This is a genomic window from Pseudomonas sp. SP16.1 (assembly GCF_052682975.1).
Map to the genome: position 1 here is coordinate 2,400,641 of NZ_JBQYFZ010000001.1, position 14,732 is coordinate 2,415,372.

General features: G+C 66.0%; 18 protein-coding genes. 11 read left to right on the forward strand and 7 right to left on the reverse strand.

Annotation, left to right across the window (positions count from 1 at the left end; all coding sequences use genetic code 11):
• The first annotated feature begins 14 nt into the window (after nucleotides 1–14).
• Both ACUTAF_RS11605 and ACUTAF_RS11610 read left to right on the forward strand, forming a co-directional pair.
• On the forward strand, nucleotides 15–470 hold the full coding sequence (locus ACUTAF_RS11605) for a response regulator (protein ID WP_445580097.1): 456 nt from the start codon (nucleotides 15–17) through the stop codon (nucleotides 468–470).
• Nucleotides 467–3,685 carry an EAL domain-containing protein gene (locus tag ACUTAF_RS11610; protein ID WP_445580098.1) on the forward strand — a complete coding sequence of 1,073 codons (3,219 nt, stop codon included), beginning with the start codon at nucleotides 467–469 and terminating at the stop codon, nucleotides 3,683–3,685. Before ACUTAF_RS11605 ends, ACUTAF_RS11610 begins: the two co-directional genes overlap by 4 nt.
• A gap of 30 nt (nucleotides 3,686–3,715) precedes the next feature.
• Here ACUTAF_RS11610 and ACUTAF_RS11615 read toward each other — a convergent pair whose 3' ends face one another.
• The 4 genes from ACUTAF_RS11615 to ACUTAF_RS11630 form a co-directional block, all read right to left on the reverse strand.
• Entirely contained in the window at nucleotides 3,716–5,035 is a 1,320-nt protein-coding gene (locus ACUTAF_RS11615) for an ATP-binding protein (protein ID WP_445580099.1), read from the reverse strand.
• Between the two features lie 8 nt (nucleotides 5,036–5,043).
• Nucleotides 5,044–5,649 (reverse strand): hypothetical protein, encoded by a 606-nt coding sequence (locus ACUTAF_RS11620; protein WP_445580100.1) that lies wholly within the window; start codon nucleotides 5,647–5,649, stop codon nucleotides 5,044–5,046.
• Nucleotides 5,649–6,008: a response regulator gene (locus ACUTAF_RS11625; protein ID WP_445580101.1), complete on the reverse strand. Its 360-nt coding sequence runs from the start codon at nucleotides 6,006–6,008 to the stop codon at nucleotides 5,649–5,651. Before ACUTAF_RS11625 ends, ACUTAF_RS11620 begins: the two co-directional genes overlap by 1 nt.
• A 154-nt stretch (nucleotides 6,009–6,162) precedes the next feature.
• Entirely contained in the window at nucleotides 6,163–6,873 is a 711-nt protein-coding gene (locus ACUTAF_RS11630) for a TetR family transcriptional regulator (protein WP_445580102.1), read from the reverse strand.
• Nucleotides 6,874–6,988: 115 nt separating this feature from the next.
• Between ACUTAF_RS11630 and ACUTAF_RS11635 the strand changes: the two genes are divergently transcribed.
• The 3 genes from ACUTAF_RS11635 (at nucleotide 6,989) to ACUTAF_RS11645 (ending at nucleotide 9,867) form a co-directional block, all read left to right on the forward strand.
• On the forward strand, nucleotides 6,989–8,542 hold the full coding sequence (locus ACUTAF_RS11635; RefSeq protein ID WP_445580103.1) for a flavin-containing monooxygenase: 1,554 nt from the start codon (nucleotides 6,989–6,991) through the stop codon (nucleotides 8,540–8,542).
• The gene (locus ACUTAF_RS11640) at nucleotides 8,539–9,426 is read left to right on the forward strand and encodes an SDR family NAD(P)-dependent oxidoreductase (RefSeq protein ID WP_445580104.1); all 888 of its coding nucleotides are present in this window, start codon (nucleotides 8,539–8,541) and stop codon (nucleotides 9,424–9,426) included. The genes ACUTAF_RS11635 and ACUTAF_RS11640 overlap by 4 nt, the downstream gene beginning before the upstream one ends.
• Nucleotides 9,427–9,618: 192 nt before the next feature.
• The gene (locus ACUTAF_RS11645; protein ID WP_021442875.1) at nucleotides 9,619–9,867 is read left to right on the forward strand and encodes a hypothetical protein; all 249 of its coding nucleotides are present in this window, start codon (nucleotides 9,619–9,621) and stop codon (nucleotides 9,865–9,867) included.
• A gap of 75 nt (nucleotides 9,868–9,942) precedes the next feature.
• Here the strand turns inward: ACUTAF_RS11645 and ACUTAF_RS11650 are convergent, their stop codons facing one another.
• From ACUTAF_RS11650 to ACUTAF_RS11660, 3 genes are read right to left on the reverse strand one after another with little or no spacing between them, the layout of a single operon-like run.
• The gene (locus ACUTAF_RS11650; protein ID WP_445580105.1) at nucleotides 9,943–10,158 is read right to left on the reverse strand and encodes a DUF3820 family protein; all 216 of its coding nucleotides are present in this window, start codon (nucleotides 10,156–10,158) and stop codon (nucleotides 9,943–9,945) included.
• Nucleotides 10,159–10,208: 50 nt separating this feature from the next.
• Nucleotides 10,209–10,802 carry a 2-hydroxychromene-2-carboxylate isomerase gene (locus tag ACUTAF_RS11655; protein ID WP_445580106.1) on the reverse strand — a complete coding sequence of 198 codons (594 nt, stop codon included), beginning with the start codon at nucleotides 10,800–10,802 and terminating at the stop codon, nucleotides 10,209–10,211.
• Between the two features lie 30 nt (nucleotides 10,803–10,832).
• On the reverse strand, nucleotides 10,833–11,570 hold the full coding sequence (locus tag ACUTAF_RS11660) for an SDR family oxidoreductase (RefSeq protein ID WP_445580107.1): 738 nt from the start codon (nucleotides 11,568–11,570) through the stop codon (nucleotides 10,833–10,835).
• Nucleotides 11,571–11,660: 90 nt separating this feature from the next.
• Here ACUTAF_RS11660 and ACUTAF_RS11665 point away from each other — a divergent pair, with 90 nt between their 5' ends.
• From ACUTAF_RS11665 to ACUTAF_RS11690, 6 genes are all read left to right on the forward strand, one after another.
• Nucleotides 11,661–12,227 (forward strand): TetR/AcrR family transcriptional regulator, encoded by a 567-nt coding sequence (locus ACUTAF_RS11665; RefSeq protein ID WP_445580108.1) that lies wholly within the window; start codon nucleotides 11,661–11,663, stop codon nucleotides 12,225–12,227.
• A 50-nt stretch (nucleotides 12,228–12,277) separates the two neighbouring features.
• Complete coding sequence (locus ACUTAF_RS11670) at nucleotides 12,278–12,928, forward strand: YceH family protein (RefSeq protein WP_445580109.1); 651 nt, start codon at nucleotides 12,278–12,280, stop codon at nucleotides 12,926–12,928.
• Nucleotides 12,929–12,953: 25 nt separating this feature from the next.
• Nucleotides 12,954–13,259, forward strand: a complete 306-nt coding sequence (locus ACUTAF_RS11675; RefSeq protein WP_445580110.1) for an I78 family peptidase inhibitor — start codon at nucleotides 12,954–12,956, stop codon at nucleotides 13,257–13,259.
• 97 nt (nucleotides 13,260–13,356) lie between these two features.
• The gene (locus ACUTAF_RS11680) at nucleotides 13,357–13,809 is read left to right on the forward strand and encodes a MarR family winged helix-turn-helix transcriptional regulator (protein ID WP_445580111.1); all 453 of its coding nucleotides are present in this window, start codon (nucleotides 13,357–13,359) and stop codon (nucleotides 13,807–13,809) included.
• 307 nt (nucleotides 13,810–14,116) lie between these two features.
• On the forward strand, nucleotides 14,117–14,242 hold the full coding sequence (locus ACUTAF_RS11685) for a hypothetical protein (protein ID WP_445580112.1): 126 nt from the start codon (nucleotides 14,117–14,119) through the stop codon (nucleotides 14,240–14,242).
• A gap of 47 nt (nucleotides 14,243–14,289) precedes the next feature.
• Nucleotides 14,290–14,715 (forward strand): organic hydroperoxide resistance protein, encoded by a 426-nt coding sequence (locus ACUTAF_RS11690; RefSeq protein ID WP_445580113.1) that lies wholly within the window; start codon nucleotides 14,290–14,292, stop codon nucleotides 14,713–14,715.
• Nucleotides 14,716–14,732: the final 17 nt, after the last annotated feature.

Sequence of the window (14,732 nt, forward strand, 5' to 3'; positions counted from 1 at the left end):
GAGACAGCCGTCCCATGGACAAGAGTTCGATCCATATCCTCGTTGCCGACGACGATCCCGACGATTGCCTGCTGACCCGCGAAGCCTTCCGAGAGAGCCGCATAGCCAACGAGGTTCACTTCGTGCACAACGGCGAGGAACTGATGGACTACCTGCGCCATCGCCCGCCCTACCAGGACCGCCAGCGCCACCCCCGGCCGGGCCTGATCCTGCTGGACCTGAACATGCCGCTCAAGGACGGCCGCGAAGCGCTGGCCGAGATCAAGGCGGACGCAAGCCTGCGCAGCATCCCGGTGGTGGTCCTGACCACCTCCTCCGCCGAGGAGGACATCATCCGCAGCTACGACGGCGGGGTGAACTCCTTCATCACCAAACCGGTGAGCTTTCGCGGCCTGCTCGAGATCGTGCAGACGCTCGGGCATTACTGGTTGCAGATAGTCGAACTGCCAGAAGAGCACATGAAGCCATGAGCCAGCCCGAATCCCCCCTGCGTCTGCTGCTGGTCGAGGACGACGAGGACGACTACCTGATCACCCGCGACCTGCTGCGCCAGGCCCGCCAGCTGCACTGCGAGCTGGACTGGCTGGACAACTACGACCAGGCGCTGGCCAGTATCCTGCGCCAGGAACACGACCTGATCCTGATCGACTACTACCTGGGCGCCGAATCCGGCCTGGCCCTGATCGAACATGCCGTGAAGGCCGGCATCCGCACGCCGATCATCCTGCTCACCGGCCAGGGCGACGAGGAACTGGACGCCAACGCGGTGAAGCTGGGCGCCGCCGACTACCTGATCAAGGGCCAGATCGACAGCCGCACCCTCGCCCGCAGCATCCGCTACGCGGTCGGCCGCGGGCGGATCACCGCCGAACTGGCGGACAGCGAGGCGCGCTATCGCCAGTTGTTCGAGGCCACCCCGGAGCCGATGTACGTGTTCCACCGCGAGACCCTGGGCTTTCTCGCGGTCAACCAGGCCGCGCTCGACCTCTATGGTTACAGCCGCGACGAGTTCCTCGGCATGCGCATACTCGACATCCGCTCGATCGAGGAGCAGGAGCGCTTCCTCGCCTACCACGAGCGCCACCGCGACGAGGTGCAATACCCCAACGCCGGTCTCTGGACCCACCTGGACCGGCACGGCCGGGAAATCCAGGTGGAGGTCATGGCCCACGATATCGACTTCAACGGCCAGCCGGCGCGCCTGAGCCTGGCCATCGACGTCACCGAGAAGCTCGAGATCGATGCGGAGATCAAGCGCAAGGAGAAGGCCTTCCGCCAGCTGCTCACCGACAACCGCGACGCCCTGTTGGTGATCGATGGCGAGGGCGCCCTGCGCTACGCCAACCCGGCCGCCGAGCGGCTGTTCGCGGCCAGCCAGAGGCAACTGCTGCAGCTGCGTTTCGACCTGCCGCATATCAGCGAAGACCTCTTCGAGTGGACCCTGCAGACGCCGTCCGGCGACGAGCTGGAGGTGGAAATCCAGCTCTCCGAGACCGACTGGGAAGGCCAGCAGGTCCGCCTGCTGTCGCTGCGCGACGTCGGCGAGCGCAAGGAATCGGAGCGGCAGCTGCGCCTGCTCAAGCGCAGCCTGGAGGCCAGTTACAACGGCGTGGTGATTGTCGACGCGCAGGAGTTCGACTACCCGATCATCTACGTCAACCCGGCCTTCGAACGCATCACCGGCTACGCCGCCCAGGAGGTCGTCGGCCACAACTGCCGCATACTGCAGGGCGGCGAGCGCGACCAGGGCGCACTGGACGTCATCCGCCACAGCCTGATGCAATCGAGCGAAGCCCATGTGGTGCTGCGCAACTACCGCAAGGACGGCACACCGTTCTGGAACGACCTGTACATCTCGCCGGTACTCGACGAACGCGGCACGCTGACCCACTTCGTCGGCGTACAGAACGACATCAGCGAGGAAATGCGCTACCAGGACGAGCTCAGCTTCAACGCCAGCCACGACGTGCTCACCGGCCTGCCGAACCGCGCGTTGCTGGAGGACCGCCTGACCCAGGGCTGCCAGATTTCCCAGCGCTACAACCGCAGCCTGGCGGTGATGTTCATCGACCTGGACGGCTTCAAGCCGATCAACGACACCATGGGCCACAGCGCCGGCGACCAGATTCTCATCGAGGTGGCGCGGCGCATGAGCCAGCAGGTCCGCCCGGGCGACACCGTGGCGCGCCTGAGCGGCGACGAGTTCATCGTGCTGCTGCCCGACCTGGCCCGCGAGGAAGACGTGCTGCTGGTGGCCGAGCGACTGATCGACAGCCTGGCCCGACCGTACCAGGCCCAGGGCATCGACCTGCACATCACCGCCAGCATCGGCATCACCCTCAGCGACGGCAAGATCGAACAGCCGATGCAGCTGATCCAGCAGGCCGACCTGGCCATGTACAAGGCCAAGCAGCACGGGCGCAACAACTACCAGTGGTACACCACCGATCTCAACCAGAAGGTCAGCGAGCGTGTCGCCCTGCGCAACGAACTGCAGAAGGCCATCGAGGGCGAAGATTTCGAACTGCACTACCAGCCGCAGATCGACGGCCGCAGCGGCCGCATCATCGGCGTCGAGGCGCTGCTGCGCTGGCATCACGCCGAGCAAGGGCTGATCCCGCCGGCCCAGTTCGTACCGGTGGCCGAAGACACCGGGCAAATCATCCCGCTGAGCCTGTGGGTGCTGTCCACCGCCTGCCGGCAGATCCACCGGCTCAACCAGCAGGGCCTCAACCTGGTGGTCGCGGTGAACGTCTCGCCGTTGCAGTTCCAGCGCACCAACTTCGTCGACAGCGTGCGGGCCGCCCTGCAGGAGAGCCAGTTGCCCGCCACCCAGCTGGAGCTGGAGATCACCGAAACCGTGCTGCTGGACAACGCCGAGCGCGCCATCCACACCCTCCAGGCCCTGAAAGGCCTGGGCGTGCGGATTTCGATCGACGACTTCGGTACCGGTTTCTCCAGCCTCAACTACCTCAAGCGCCTGCCCATCGACAAGGTGAAGATCGACCGCTCCTTCGTCCAGGAGGTGATCAGCGACCGCCACGATGCGGCGATCACCCAGGGCATCATTTCCATGGCCCACCACCTCGACCTCAAGGTCACCGCCGAGGGGGTGGAAACCGAGCCGCAGTACGCCTTCCTGAAGAAGAGCCACTGCGACGAGTTCCAGGGCTACTTCTTCGCCAAGCCGATGCCGTTCGAACAGCTGCAGCGCTTCATCGGCGAACGCGAGGCGCCGGCCCCGGCACTGCCGAAGACCGACGACGCCGTACAGACCCTGCTGCTGCTCGACGACGAGGAGAACATCCTGCGCGCGCTGACCCGCGTGCTGCGCCGCGACGGTTACCGGATCTTCACCGCCAACCAGGCCCAGGATGCCTTCGAGCTGCTGGCCAAGCACGACGTCCAGGTGGTCATCTCCGACCAGCGCATGCCGGAGATGAACGGCACCGAGTTCCTCAGCCGAGTCAAGGACCTCTACCCGGACACCATCCGCATCGTGCTCTCCGGCTACACCGACCTGAAGTCGGTGACCGATGCCATCAACCAGGGCGCGATCTACAAGTTCCTCACCAAGCCCTGGGACGACGAGCAGCTACGCCACAACATCAGCCAGGCCTTCCAGCAGCACAGCCAGGCCAAGCACAAGGACGCGAGTACGAGCGACGACAACGACTCCGGGTAAGGCGTCGAAGGCAGCGCGGGGGCGGGTCGCCTACCGCGTCTGCTGCCCCTCGTTCGGCTGGCGGATCGGCAGCCAGACGGTGAAGGCGGTGCCCTTGCCCGGCTCGCTCTGCACCTCGATGCGCCCGTGGTGCTTGCCGACGATGCTGTAGGACACCGACAGGCCCAGGCCGGTACCCGAGCCTACCGGCTTGGTGGTGAAGAACGGCTCGAACAACCGCTTGAAGTTCTCCGGGGCGATGCCGCAACCGTCGTCGCGCACCCGGACGAACACCCAGTCGTCGCGCGTACCGGTCTCCAGCCAGATGGTGCCGCGGTTCTCGATGGCATGCGCGGCATTGACGATCAGGTTCATGAACACCTGGTTGAGCTGCGAGCCGATGCACTCCACGTCCGGCAGCTCGCCGTACTGCCTGACCACCTCGGCCTTGAACTTCACCTCGTTCCACACCACGTTCAGCGTGCTGTCCAGGCCCTTGTGCAGGTCGACGAGCTGCCAGTCGGCCGAATCCACGTGGGAAAAGTCGCGCAGGTCCTGGACGATCCGCTTGACGCGCTCCAGCCCCTCGCGGGATTCGCGGATCAGGTCGAACATATCGCCGCGCAGGAATTCGTAGTCCAGCTCACGGTTGGCCTGCTCGATCCGCGCGCGGAAGGCGGCGTCCTGCAGCGTCGGCAGGTCACGGTTGTAGGCCTCGATCAGGCTGAACAGGTCTCCGACGTAGGACTCCAGGCTGGCGAAGTTGGAATTCACGTAGCCGACCGGGTTGTTGATCTCGTGGGCCACCCCGGCAGCGAGCTGGCCGATGGCCGCCATCTTCTCCGACTGCAGCAGTTGCGCCTGGGCTTCCTCCAGCTTGCGGATCAGTCGGGTCTGCTCTTCCTTCTCGGCCCGCAGCAACTCGTTCAAGCGCGCCAGCTCCAGGTGCTGCGCAGCCGCTTCGGTGGCGTCGGCCACGGTCAGGCAGACGTACCTGATGGTTCCCGGGGTTTCCACCACCGGGAAGAAGGTGCAGTTCTGGTACATCGCCGCCACCTGCCCGGTGATGGGCCGGCTGTCGGAGAAGTTGAACAGATGCGGACGCTGCTGCCAGGAGGTGAATGCCAGGTTCTGCAGGGTGAAGACGCTGTCGATCTTCTTCTTCACCCACAGGCGCGGCAGCTCGGGAAACAGCTCGAACAGCGAACGGCCGACCGCCTCGGCCGCGCTGCGCCCGCTGTTGATGCTCATGAAATCGTTCCAGTACGCCACCCGGCAGTCCTGGTCGAGCAGCACCACACCGAGATTGATCTGCTGCAGGACGGACTCCAGCTCCGCCTGCAACGGGGATTGCTGTGCAGGAAGGTCCATGGGCCGCCTCAGATGTCGTTCAGCAATTGGTCGATCGCCTCGATCACCGTGGCCACCGTGTCCTCGGCGATGCATACCAGCAGGTCGCAGATGAAGCTGTGGGTGGCCACCTCGAAATGGATCTCCAGCACCAGTGCCTGGTGGCCCTGCAGCACCTGGCTGTCCAGCACCTCCTTCAGCGAACGGCCGCGCGACAGGATCGACGGCGCCCCGTAGCTCACCTTGAGATCGATCTGCTGGGCCAGGCCGTTGATGCAGGCGCCGGTGAGGATGTTGGTGACGTCCAGCATCAGCTCGTCCTGGCTGCTGGCCTCGCCCTCGTAGCCCATCAGCCCGGCCAGCTGGTCGGCGCCGTTCTCGCCGAAGCAGACCACCACCTCGCCGCGCAGTCTACCGAGGAACGACTGGCGCGTGACGATCGATGGCTGGTCGGCGATGCCCAGGTGATCGAGCAGGTTGTGGGCATCCTCCATCGGGTGGATGCGCGGCACGGACAAGGTGACGAAGGTTTCGGTCAGTCGCGCCAGACGGTCGGCGCCCTGCCCCATGGCCACGTTCATCAGCTCCTGCAGGGCGTCGCGCCGGTCCTCGCTGAGGTTCGCCAGGCGGTTCATCAGATCAGTCCCACTTCGTACAGGGCCGCCTGCATGGCCTCCGGGCTGATCGGTTTCTTGACGAACGCCGCGGCACCCAGCTCGCGCACCCGCTGCTGCGCCTGTGGCTGGATATCGGCGCTGATCACTATGACCACCGCGTTGGCGTCCTCGCGCTTGAGCAGCTCCAGGGTACGAAAGCCATCCATCACCGGCATGGTCAGGTCGAGGAAGATCACCTCGGCGTTGCCCGCATGGTAGGCGGCCAGCGCCTCCGCGCCATTGGCGGCCTGGCTGATCTCCGCGTCGAACCCGGGCGGCAGCGCCTTCATCACCAGCTTCCGGGACATGGCGGAATCGTCGACGATCAGTACTTTCAAGCAGACTCTCCTCTCGATCGGGCGGGCGACGTCGCTGAGTATAGACAGCACGCCGGGGGGCGCGCGATCGGCTCGGCGAGGCGCATCCGCCGGGCGATCACGGCGCCGTGCCCTGCCAGCTATCCCGCTGGGGGCGCCGCGCGCGCCGCCGCAGCTACTCCCCCAGGCGCAACTGCCCCAGGCTCTGCAGCACGCTGGCACCGGTGAACAGCATGACGATCTGCTCCTCGGCCAGCGCGCGGATCGCCGCGCGCCGCTGCGGCTGGCCGATATAGTCCAGCGACTGTTCGAACAGGCTGCGACTGATCAACCCGGACACTTGGCGCACCGCCGCGGCACCGACGATGCCCGGCAGCAGCTTGAACTCAACGATGTCCTCGGCCATGTCGTCGGCGAAATCGTCCATCACCCGCCGCAACGCCTCGCGCAGCACCGGCGAGGCGCCGTGCAACTCGCGCACGCCGATGATGAAGGCCTCGGGATGCGCGACGACGAAGTCGAAGAACAGCTGCACCGTCTCGTGGCAGACGCGCCGACCACGGTCCAGGTCGATGCCCAGCAGCTTGGGCAGCATCGATCCCTCATCCTTGACTGCGCGCTGCGCGGCCTCGCGGCGCAGGTCGCGCAGCGGCTGGCGCAGCAGCGTGGCGACCTCGCCGATCAGGCTCAGGCCGAGATCGTCGACGTCGCGAAAATGCCGGTAGAAGGTATTGGGGTTGAGCCCCGCCTCGCGCGCCAGCTCGCGCAGTCCCAGGCTGCCGAGGCTGCGGCTGGTCGAGGTGAGACGTAACGCCGCCTCCATCAGCAGGCGCTTGCCGGGCGCCTCGCCGGCCTTGTCGCGTCGCTGCGTTTCTTCGCTGTGCATCCTCACCCTACCTAAAGTTGGCTTGTTGGTTCGATGGCTTGCCGCGAAGTATACATCTGTCTACCTTCGTATACAGCTGTAGACACCAACAAGAACGACAAGCAGGAGTTCGGCCATGAATGCGTCCGTGTCACCCCCTACCGCTGCCCGCCATTGCAAGATCGCCATCCTCGGCAGCGGCTTCTCCGGCCTCGGCATGGCGATACGCCTCAAGCAGCAGGGCGAGCAGGATTTCCTCCTGTTCGAGAAGGAGGCCGGTGTCGGCGGCACCTGGCGGGTCAACAACTACCCGGGCTGCGGCTGCGACGTGCAATCGCACCTGTACTCCTTCTCCTTCGAGCCCAACCCGAACTGGACGCGGATGTTCGCCAGGCAACCGGAAATCAAGGCCTATCTGGAGAACTGCTGGCAGAAGTACCGCCTGCAGGAGCAGACCCTGCTGGGTACCGAGGTGGTGCAGATTCGCTGGGACGAGCAGGCGGAGTTGTGGCACCTGCAGGACCGTGCCGGCAACCGCTACAGCGCGCAGTTCGTGGTATCGGGCATGGGCGCGCTGTCGACGCCGTCGATTCCCAGGCTCAAGGGCCTGGAGCGCTTCACCGGCGAGGTGTTCCACTCGCAGCAGTGGAACCACGACTTCGATCTGAGCGGCAAGCGCGTGGCGGTGGTCGGCACCGGCGCCTCGGCGATCCAGTTCGTCCCGCAGATCCAGAAGCAGGTGGCCAGGCTCGATCTCTACCAGCGCACCGCGCCGTGGATCATGCCCAAGCCGGATCGCGCCATCGGTGACGGCGAGCGCGCCCGTTTCAAGCGTTTCCCGCTGGCGCAGAAGCTCTGGCGCGGCGCGCTCTACGGCATCCTGGAAAGCCGGGTGATCGCCTTCGCCTTCGCCCCGCGCCTGCTGCGCCTGGCCCAGGGCATCGCCAAGCTGTACATCAACAGGCAGATCAAGGACCCGCTGCTGCGCGCCAAGGTCACCCCGGACTACACCATGGGCTGCAAGCGCGTGCTGATCTCCAACGATTACTACCCGGCACTGACCCAGGCCAACGTCGAGGTGATCACCGACGGCATCGCCGAGATCCTGCCGCACGGCGTGCGCACCACCGATGGCCAGGAGCGCGAGGTCGACGCCATCATCTTCGGCACCGGCTTCACCCCCAGCGACCCGCTGCCGCGCGGCACGGTGTTCGGCCGCGCCGGCGTCGACCTGCTCGACACCTGGCCCGAAGGCCCGGAAGCCTACAAGGGCACCATGACCGCCGGCTTCCCCAACCTGTTCTTCCTCATGGGGCCGAACACCGGGCTGGGCCACAACTCCATGGTCTACATGATCGAATCGCAGATCACCTACGTGCTCGGCGCTCTCAGGCAGCTCGAGGAAGGCCGCCTGCAGAGCCTGGAACCCAAGCGCGAGGCGCAGGACGCCTTCAACCGGAAGATCCAGGGCACTCTCGGCAAAACGGTATGGAATGCCGGCGGCTGCATGAGCTGGTACCTGCACCCGGTCAGCGGGCGCAACTGCACGGTGTGGCCCGGTTTCACCTGGCGCTTTCGCATGCTGACCCGCCATTTCGACCCGCCTGCCTACCACTTCAGCCGAAGGGACGCCGTACACCCGGCGCAGAGCAACGCCTCGACTGCCGCCATGCAGGAGGCCAGCGCATGAAATCCTTCGAAAACAAGGTTGCCGCCATCACCGGCGCCGGCTCCGGCATCGGCCGCGCCCTGGCCTATCATCTGGCTCGCCAGGGCTGTCACCTGGCGCTATCGGACGTGAATGCCGAGGGGCTGAAGGAAACCGTCGAACAGGCGCGCCGGCTCGGCGTCACCGTCAGCGGGCAATGTGTCGACGTCACCGACCGCGCCGCCATGCAGGCCTGGGCCGAGCAGGTGGTAGCCGAGTTCGGCCGGGTCAACGCCATCTTCAACAACGCCGGCGTGGCCCAGGGCGGCACGGTGGAAGGCAACGAGCACGCCGACTACGAGTGGATCATGAACATCAACTTCTGGGGCGTGGTCAACGGCACCAAGGCCTTCCTGCCATACCTCAAGGCCGCCGGACAGGGCCATGTGGTCAACGTTTCCAGCGTGTTCGGCCTGTTCGCCCAGCCGGGCATGAGCGCCTACAACGCCAGCAAGTTCGCCGTACGCGGCTTCACCGAGTCGCTGCGCCAGGAGCTGGACATGGCCCGCTGCGGGGTTTCCGCCAGCTGCGTACATCCGGGCGGGATCAAGACCAACATCGCCAAGACCGCGCGGATGAACGACAGCCTGGCCAAGGTCACGGGGCAAGCCGCCGAGCAGGCGCGCCAGCAGTTCAACGACCAGTTGCTGCGCACCACGCCGGAGCAGGCGGCCAAGGTCATAGTGGGTGGCGTGCTGGCCAACAAGCGACGCATCCTGATCGGCGCCGACGCCCATGCGCTGGACTGGATGCAGCGCAGCATGCCGGCGCTGTACCAGCGCCTGGTGACCGTCTCGATGCGCCTGGCCGCGCGCTTCGCCCCCAAGCCCAAGGGGGCAGCCAAGGTGCGCGAGGCGACCGAGTAAAAAGCGCCACCGCGGGGCCGGCCCATGCCGGCCCCGTGCGTTTTGTCGGGTAACGCCCGGCTCTGCGCCATCTGGGCTATGGTGGGAAAACCGACGCAACACTCGTCCACGCGGCGTCGATTCCGGCTCCCCGCCGGGACCCTTGGGCAGGCGTCGATGCCCGAGGCGGCGCCTCGCCATGAGGATAAGCCCATGAGCACCATGACCTGCACCCACCGCGACCACATCATTCGCGCCACGGTGATGGAACACCCAGGCCTGCCCACGCCCTGGGCCGGCGGCTGCCAGATCACCGACCCCGACGGCCACACCAGCAAGCGCCAGACCCTGCCGGTGGACTATGCCTTCATGGACGACCTGAATAAGGCGCAGCGCGCCTCCATCGCCCACGGCAAATGGCTGGTGGACCAGAAGCTGGACCACGGCCGCAGCTGGCATTGACCCTGGGTGCACCGCAGCCCGTGGCCCGGATGAAATCCGCGGGAGACCGCAAGGCTTTCCCCGGTGGCATCCGGGCTATGCATCCCGCCGCAGCGGATCGAGCAGCGGCTTGAGGCCGTTATGGTCGATCTCCTGCATCAGTGCCAGCAGCTGGCCCAGTTCGCCCTTGGGAAAGCCGGCACGGGCGAACCAGTTGAGGTAGTGGCCGGGCAGATCGGCGATCAGCCGGTCCTTGTACTTGCCGTAGGGCATGCGGCGGGTCACCAGGAGTTTCAGCACTTCGGGGTTCATCGGGGTCTCGCACAATGATCGGCGGTAGCGCCGGCCATTGTGCCAGAGCCTCAGCGCGCGAGCGCCTCGCGCACGAAGTCCAGGCGATCCTGGCCGAAGAACATCTCGCCGCCGACGAAGCAGGTCGGCGCGCCGAACACGCCGCGCTTGACCGCCTCCTCGGTGGTCGCCTTGAGCGCGTCCTTCACCTCTTGTTCGGCGATCTGCGCCTGCAGCGCCTCGGCGTCGAAGCCGGCCGCCGTCAGCACCTCGACCACCAGCGCCGGGTTGCCGAGATTCAGGCCATCCACCCAGATGGCCTGGAACAGTGCCTGTAAGGCAGCGTTGAAGCGCTCGGGCTGGTGCATTTGCACCGCCACCAACAGGCGCATCAGGCTCAGCGTATTGAGCGGGAAATGCGGGTTGAAACGCATCGCCACGCCATAGCGCTCGGCGAAGCGCGCCAGGTCGCGCAGCATGTAGCGGCCCTTGGCCGGGATCAGCGCCGGCGAGGCGTTGCCGGTGGCCTGGAACACGCCGCCCAGCAGCATCGGCCGGTAGATCAGCGCAGCGCCGCTGTCGTGGCAGATGGCGGGCAGTTGGGTATGGGCCAGGTAGGAGGCCGGGCTACCCAGGTCGAAGAAGAATTCCACGCTCTTGCTCATGGCGGTCACTCGCTTGTGGTTATGGGGCAATTACCAGCGCTCGATCCAGGGCCGCAGGTCCAGCTCGAAGGTCCAGGCGTCACGCGGCTGGCTGTGCAGGTACCAGTAGCTGTCGGCGATATGCTCGGGATCGAGGATGCCGTCCTGGTCCTTCTTGGCATACAGCTCGGGGAAGCTGTCGCGGATAAAGGCGGTGTCGATCGCGCCGTCCACCACCACATGGGCGACATGCACGTTCAGCGGCCCCAGCTCGCGCGCCATGCTCTGCGCCAGGGCGCGGATGCCGTGCTTGGCGCCGGCGAAGGCGGCGAACCCGGCGGCGCCGCGCAGGCCGGCGGTGGCGCCGGTGAACAGGATGGTGCCGCGACCGCGGGTGACCATGCGCTTGGCCACCGCCTGGCTGGTGAGGAAACCGGCGAAGCAGGCCATTTCCCAGATCTTGAAGTACTTGCGCGCGGTCTCCTCGAGGATGCTGCAGGGCACGTTGGCGCCGATGTTGAAGACCATCGCCTCGATGGGGCCGATGTCACGCTCGATCTGCTCGACCAGTTCGGCCACCTGCTCTTCCTGGCGCGCATCGGAGGCAAAGCCATGGGCCTCGCCGCCCTCGGCATGGATTTCGTCCAGCAGCGGCTGCAGCTTGTCCAGGCTGCGCCGGGTGACGCAGGCGACATAGCCTTCGCGGGCGAAACGCCGGGCGATGGCGCCGCCGGTAGCATCGCCGGCGCCGATGACCAGTGCGACTTTCTTGTTGTTTGCGTCACTCATGGCTTACCTCGCTAACAAAACGATCGTTAGGTGAACGGACGTTATGCTAGGCTTCGCGCCAGGTCAAGCGACATTCCTCCGGAGAGAACCATGCGCTACTCCGCCGAACACAAGGCCGAAACCCGCGAGAAACTGCTCGCCAGCAGCGGCGCCATCGCCAAGCAGGGCGGCTTCGCCACCACCGGCGTGGACGCCCTGATGAAGGCCATCGGCCTCAGCGGCGCGGCCTTCTACAGCCATTTCGACTCCAAGGACGCACTGTTCGCCGCGCTGCTCGAACGCGAGCTGAGCAACAGCCTGACCCGCCTCGGCGCCGGCGCCGGCGATGGCGGGCGCGACAAGCTCAAGCGCTGCCTGGCCGCCTACCTCAGCCTGGCCCACGTCGAACAGCCGCAACAGGGCTGCGCCCTACCGGCGCTGGGTGCGGAAATCGCCCGCGCCGACCTGGCCGTACGCCAGCGCGTCGAGGACTCGGTCGTGCAGCTGCAGCAGGCCTGGGCCGAGATCTTGGGCGACCCGCAACTGGCCTGGGCCATCCTCGCCCAATGCCTCGGCGCCGTGCTGCTGGCGCGCATGCTGGCCGGTGGCGAAGCCCGCCAGCAGGTGCTGGACGCCAGCCTGAAGCTGCTGCAAGGCACACTGGAGCCTGTCGGCTGAGGGCGGATACCGCTAGGCTAGAGGCTATTTCCCCGCGGCAGGATCCACTCATGTCCCATACCCCCTCCCCCCTGGTCGGCGACACCCCGTTGCACGCCATCGAGGTGCGCCTGCTCGGCTGCCTGATCGAAAAGCAGCTGACTACCCCGGAAAGCTACCCGCTCACCCTCAACGCCCTGCAACTGGCCTGCAACCAGAAAACCAGCCGCGAGCCGCTGATGAACCTGGAGACCGGCGAAGTTGGCCGCTACCTGCGCAGCCTGGAAGGCCGCCAGCTGGTGCGCCTGGTCATGGGCAGCCGCGCCGACCGCTGGGAGCAGCGCTGCGACAAGCAGCTGGAGCTGGTCAAGCCGCAGACCGTGCTACTCGGCCTGTTGCTGCTGCGCGGCCCGCAGACCCTGAGCGAACTGCTCACGCGCAGCAACCGCATGCATGACTTCGACGACGTCGCCGAAGTCCAGCACCAGCTGGAGCGCCTGATCGCCCGCGGCCTGGTCATACTGTTGCCGCGCCAGAGCGGCCAGCGCGAAGATCGCTACATGCACCTGCTGGGTGAGCCGGACGACCTGGAGAGCCTGCTGGCCAACCGCCCCAGTTCGCGCAGCGAGGCCTCGGCACCTAACGACGAACGCCTGGCCGTACTGGAGGCACGCATCGCCGCCCTCGAAGAACGTCTGGCGCGCCTCGAAGACGCGCAGTAATCCCATGGAAAAGGAGCCCATCACGTTGACTCTGCAAACCCGCTTCAGCCTGATTGTCACCACCACCCTGCTCGCCGCTGGCTGCGGCACGGCCGATAAACCCGCAACCAAGCCCGCCGACCCCAGCCTGGGCTGCACCTCGACCGCTGTGGAGCACCTGCAGGGTCAGGTGGTTACCGCCGAGCTGCTCGAACAGGCCCGCCAGCAGGCCGGCGCCAACACCGCCCGGGTGCTCACCCCGGGCAGCGTGGTGACTCTGGAATACAATGGCCAGCGCCTGAACCTGAATGTCGACGAGAAGCGCGTCATCACTCGCGTATCCTGTGGCTGAGCGCACCGAGGCGCGGGCCCGCCCGCGCCTTCCCCTGGCGCGACGATCATTTGCGCGCTAGCTTTAAGCACACCGTCTACCCTCACAGGCCACCGCCATGACCACCCAAGTGCAGCCCTGCGCCGAGCTGCTGCTGGACAACCAGCTGTGCTTCGCCCTCTATTCCACCTCGCTGCTGATGACCAAGACCTACAAGCCGTTGCTGCAGGCGCTGGGGCTGACCTACCCGCAGTACCTGGCCATGCTGGTGCTGTGGGAGAACGACGGCATCACCGTCAGCGAGATCAGCGCACGCATGCTCACCGACCCCGGCTCGCTCACCCCCCTGCTCAAGCGCCTGGAAAGCGAGGGCCTGCTGCAGCGGGTACGCAGCAGCCAGGACGAGCGCGTGGTGCAGCTGCACCTGACCGACAAGGGGCGCGCCCTGCATGGGCAGGCCAAGGCGCTGCCGGCCTGCATCCTCAAGGCCTCCGGCCTGACCCTGGAGCAGCTCGCCTCGCTCAAAGAGGAACTGGTGCAGTTGCGCAGCCACCTGCAGCAAGCGCTGTAAGCCAGGCGCTCATGCCGCCCATCACGCCTGGAGGCGGTTTGGGCGGCCACTACCTCAAGCCCCATTCGAGACCTGCACGCTACGCCACCCGCACACCTCCAGCGCCTCTATCCCCGCCACACCTGCTTATGCTCTGATCCTCTAGGGCTATAGCGAAAAACTCAGAAATTTATCTTGCGCACTAAATACATGCGCACTACAGTTCGCTCCATGGAAATGACTTGCGCACAAAACATTAGCGCGAAACATTCCACGGAGACCTCACAGTCGTCTCCACCCGCTACCCACCGAAGCCCTGGAGAAACCGATGAAAACCCTGATCGCACTGACCGCCACGCTGATCCTTTCCGCCCCGGTTCTGGCCGACAACGGCCAACCCAGCCAGAACGGCAAGGGCCTGTATCCCGAATGGCTGATCAACCACGAAGGCTGATCGAACAATCCCTACGCATCACCCCAACACCCAAGAGGAATACCGCCATGACCATCGAAAACGTTCTCTACCGTGCTACCGCTGAAGCCTTTGGCGGCCGTGAGGGCCGCGCCGTCTCCTCTGACGGCATCCTGGACATCGCCCTGACCACCCCGAAGGAACTCGGCGGCGCCGGCGGCAACGGCACCAACCCGGAACAGCTGTTCGCCGCCGGCTATTCGGCCTGCTTCCTCGGCGCCCTGAAGTTCGTCGCCGCCCGCGACAAGCTGAGCATCCCGGCCGACACCTTCATCGAAGGCACCGTGGGCATCGGCCCGATCCCCACCGGCTTCGACATCGAGGTGGAGCTGCGCATCAGCCTGCCGGGTCTGGACCGCGAAGCGGCGCAAACCCTGGTGGACCGCGCGCACATCGTCTGCCCGTACTCCAACGCCACCCGCGGCAACATCGACGTCACTTTGACCATCGTCTGACACACAGGGCGAGCGCT

What these genes read in the sequence shown, in the direction of transcription:
- ACUTAF_RS11605 (WP_445580097.1), top strand. Translation starts at nt 15, where the DNA reads ATGGACAAGAGTTCGATCCATATCCTCGTTGCCGACGACGATCCCGAC.
- ACUTAF_RS11610 (WP_445580098.1), top strand. Translation starts at nt 467, where the DNA reads ATGAGCCAGCCCGAATCCCCCCTGCGTCTGCTGCTGGTCGAGGACGAC.
- ACUTAF_RS11615 (WP_445580099.1), bottom strand. Translation starts at nt 5,035, where the DNA reads ATGGACCTTCCTGCACAGCAATCCCCGTTGCAGGCGGAGCTGGAGTCC.
- ACUTAF_RS11620 (WP_445580100.1), bottom strand. Translation starts at nt 5,649, where the DNA reads ATGAACCGCCTGGCGAACCTCAGCGAGGACCGGCGCGACGCCCTGCAG.
- ACUTAF_RS11630 (WP_445580102.1), bottom strand. Translation starts at nt 6,873, where the DNA reads ATGCACAGCGAAGAAACGCAGCGACGCGACAAGGCCGGCGAGGCGCCC.
- ACUTAF_RS11635 (WP_445580103.1), top strand. Translation starts at nt 6,989, where the DNA reads ATGAATGCGTCCGTGTCACCCCCTACCGCTGCCCGCCATTGCAAGATC.
- ACUTAF_RS11640 (WP_445580104.1), top strand. Translation starts at nt 8,539, where the DNA reads ATGAAATCCTTCGAAAACAAGGTTGCCGCCATCACCGGCGCCGGCTCC.
- ACUTAF_RS11645 (WP_021442875.1), top strand. Translation starts at nt 9,619, where the DNA reads ATGAGCACCATGACCTGCACCCACCGCGACCACATCATTCGCGCCACG.
- ACUTAF_RS11650 (WP_445580105.1), bottom strand. Translation starts at nt 10,158, where the DNA reads ATGAACCCCGAAGTGCTGAAACTCCTGGTGACCCGCCGCATGCCCTAC.
- ACUTAF_RS11655 (WP_445580106.1), bottom strand. Translation starts at nt 10,802, where the DNA reads ATGAGCAAGAGCGTGGAATTCTTCTTCGACCTGGGTAGCCCGGCCTCC.
- ACUTAF_RS11660 (WP_445580107.1), bottom strand. Translation starts at nt 11,570, where the DNA reads ATGAGTGACGCAAACAACAAGAAAGTCGCACTGGTCATCGGCGCCGGC.
- ACUTAF_RS11665 (WP_445580108.1), top strand. Translation starts at nt 11,661, where the DNA reads ATGCGCTACTCCGCCGAACACAAGGCCGAAACCCGCGAGAAACTGCTC.
- ACUTAF_RS11670 (WP_445580109.1), top strand. Translation starts at nt 12,278, where the DNA reads ATGTCCCATACCCCCTCCCCCCTGGTCGGCGACACCCCGTTGCACGCC.
- ACUTAF_RS11680 (WP_445580111.1), top strand. Translation starts at nt 13,357, where the DNA reads ATGACCACCCAAGTGCAGCCCTGCGCCGAGCTGCTGCTGGACAACCAG.
- ACUTAF_RS11685 (WP_445580112.1), top strand. Translation starts at nt 14,117, where the DNA reads ATGAAAACCCTGATCGCACTGACCGCCACGCTGATCCTTTCCGCCCCG.
- ACUTAF_RS11690 (WP_445580113.1), top strand. Translation starts at nt 14,290, where the DNA reads ATGACCATCGAAAACGTTCTCTACCGTGCTACCGCTGAAGCCTTTGGC.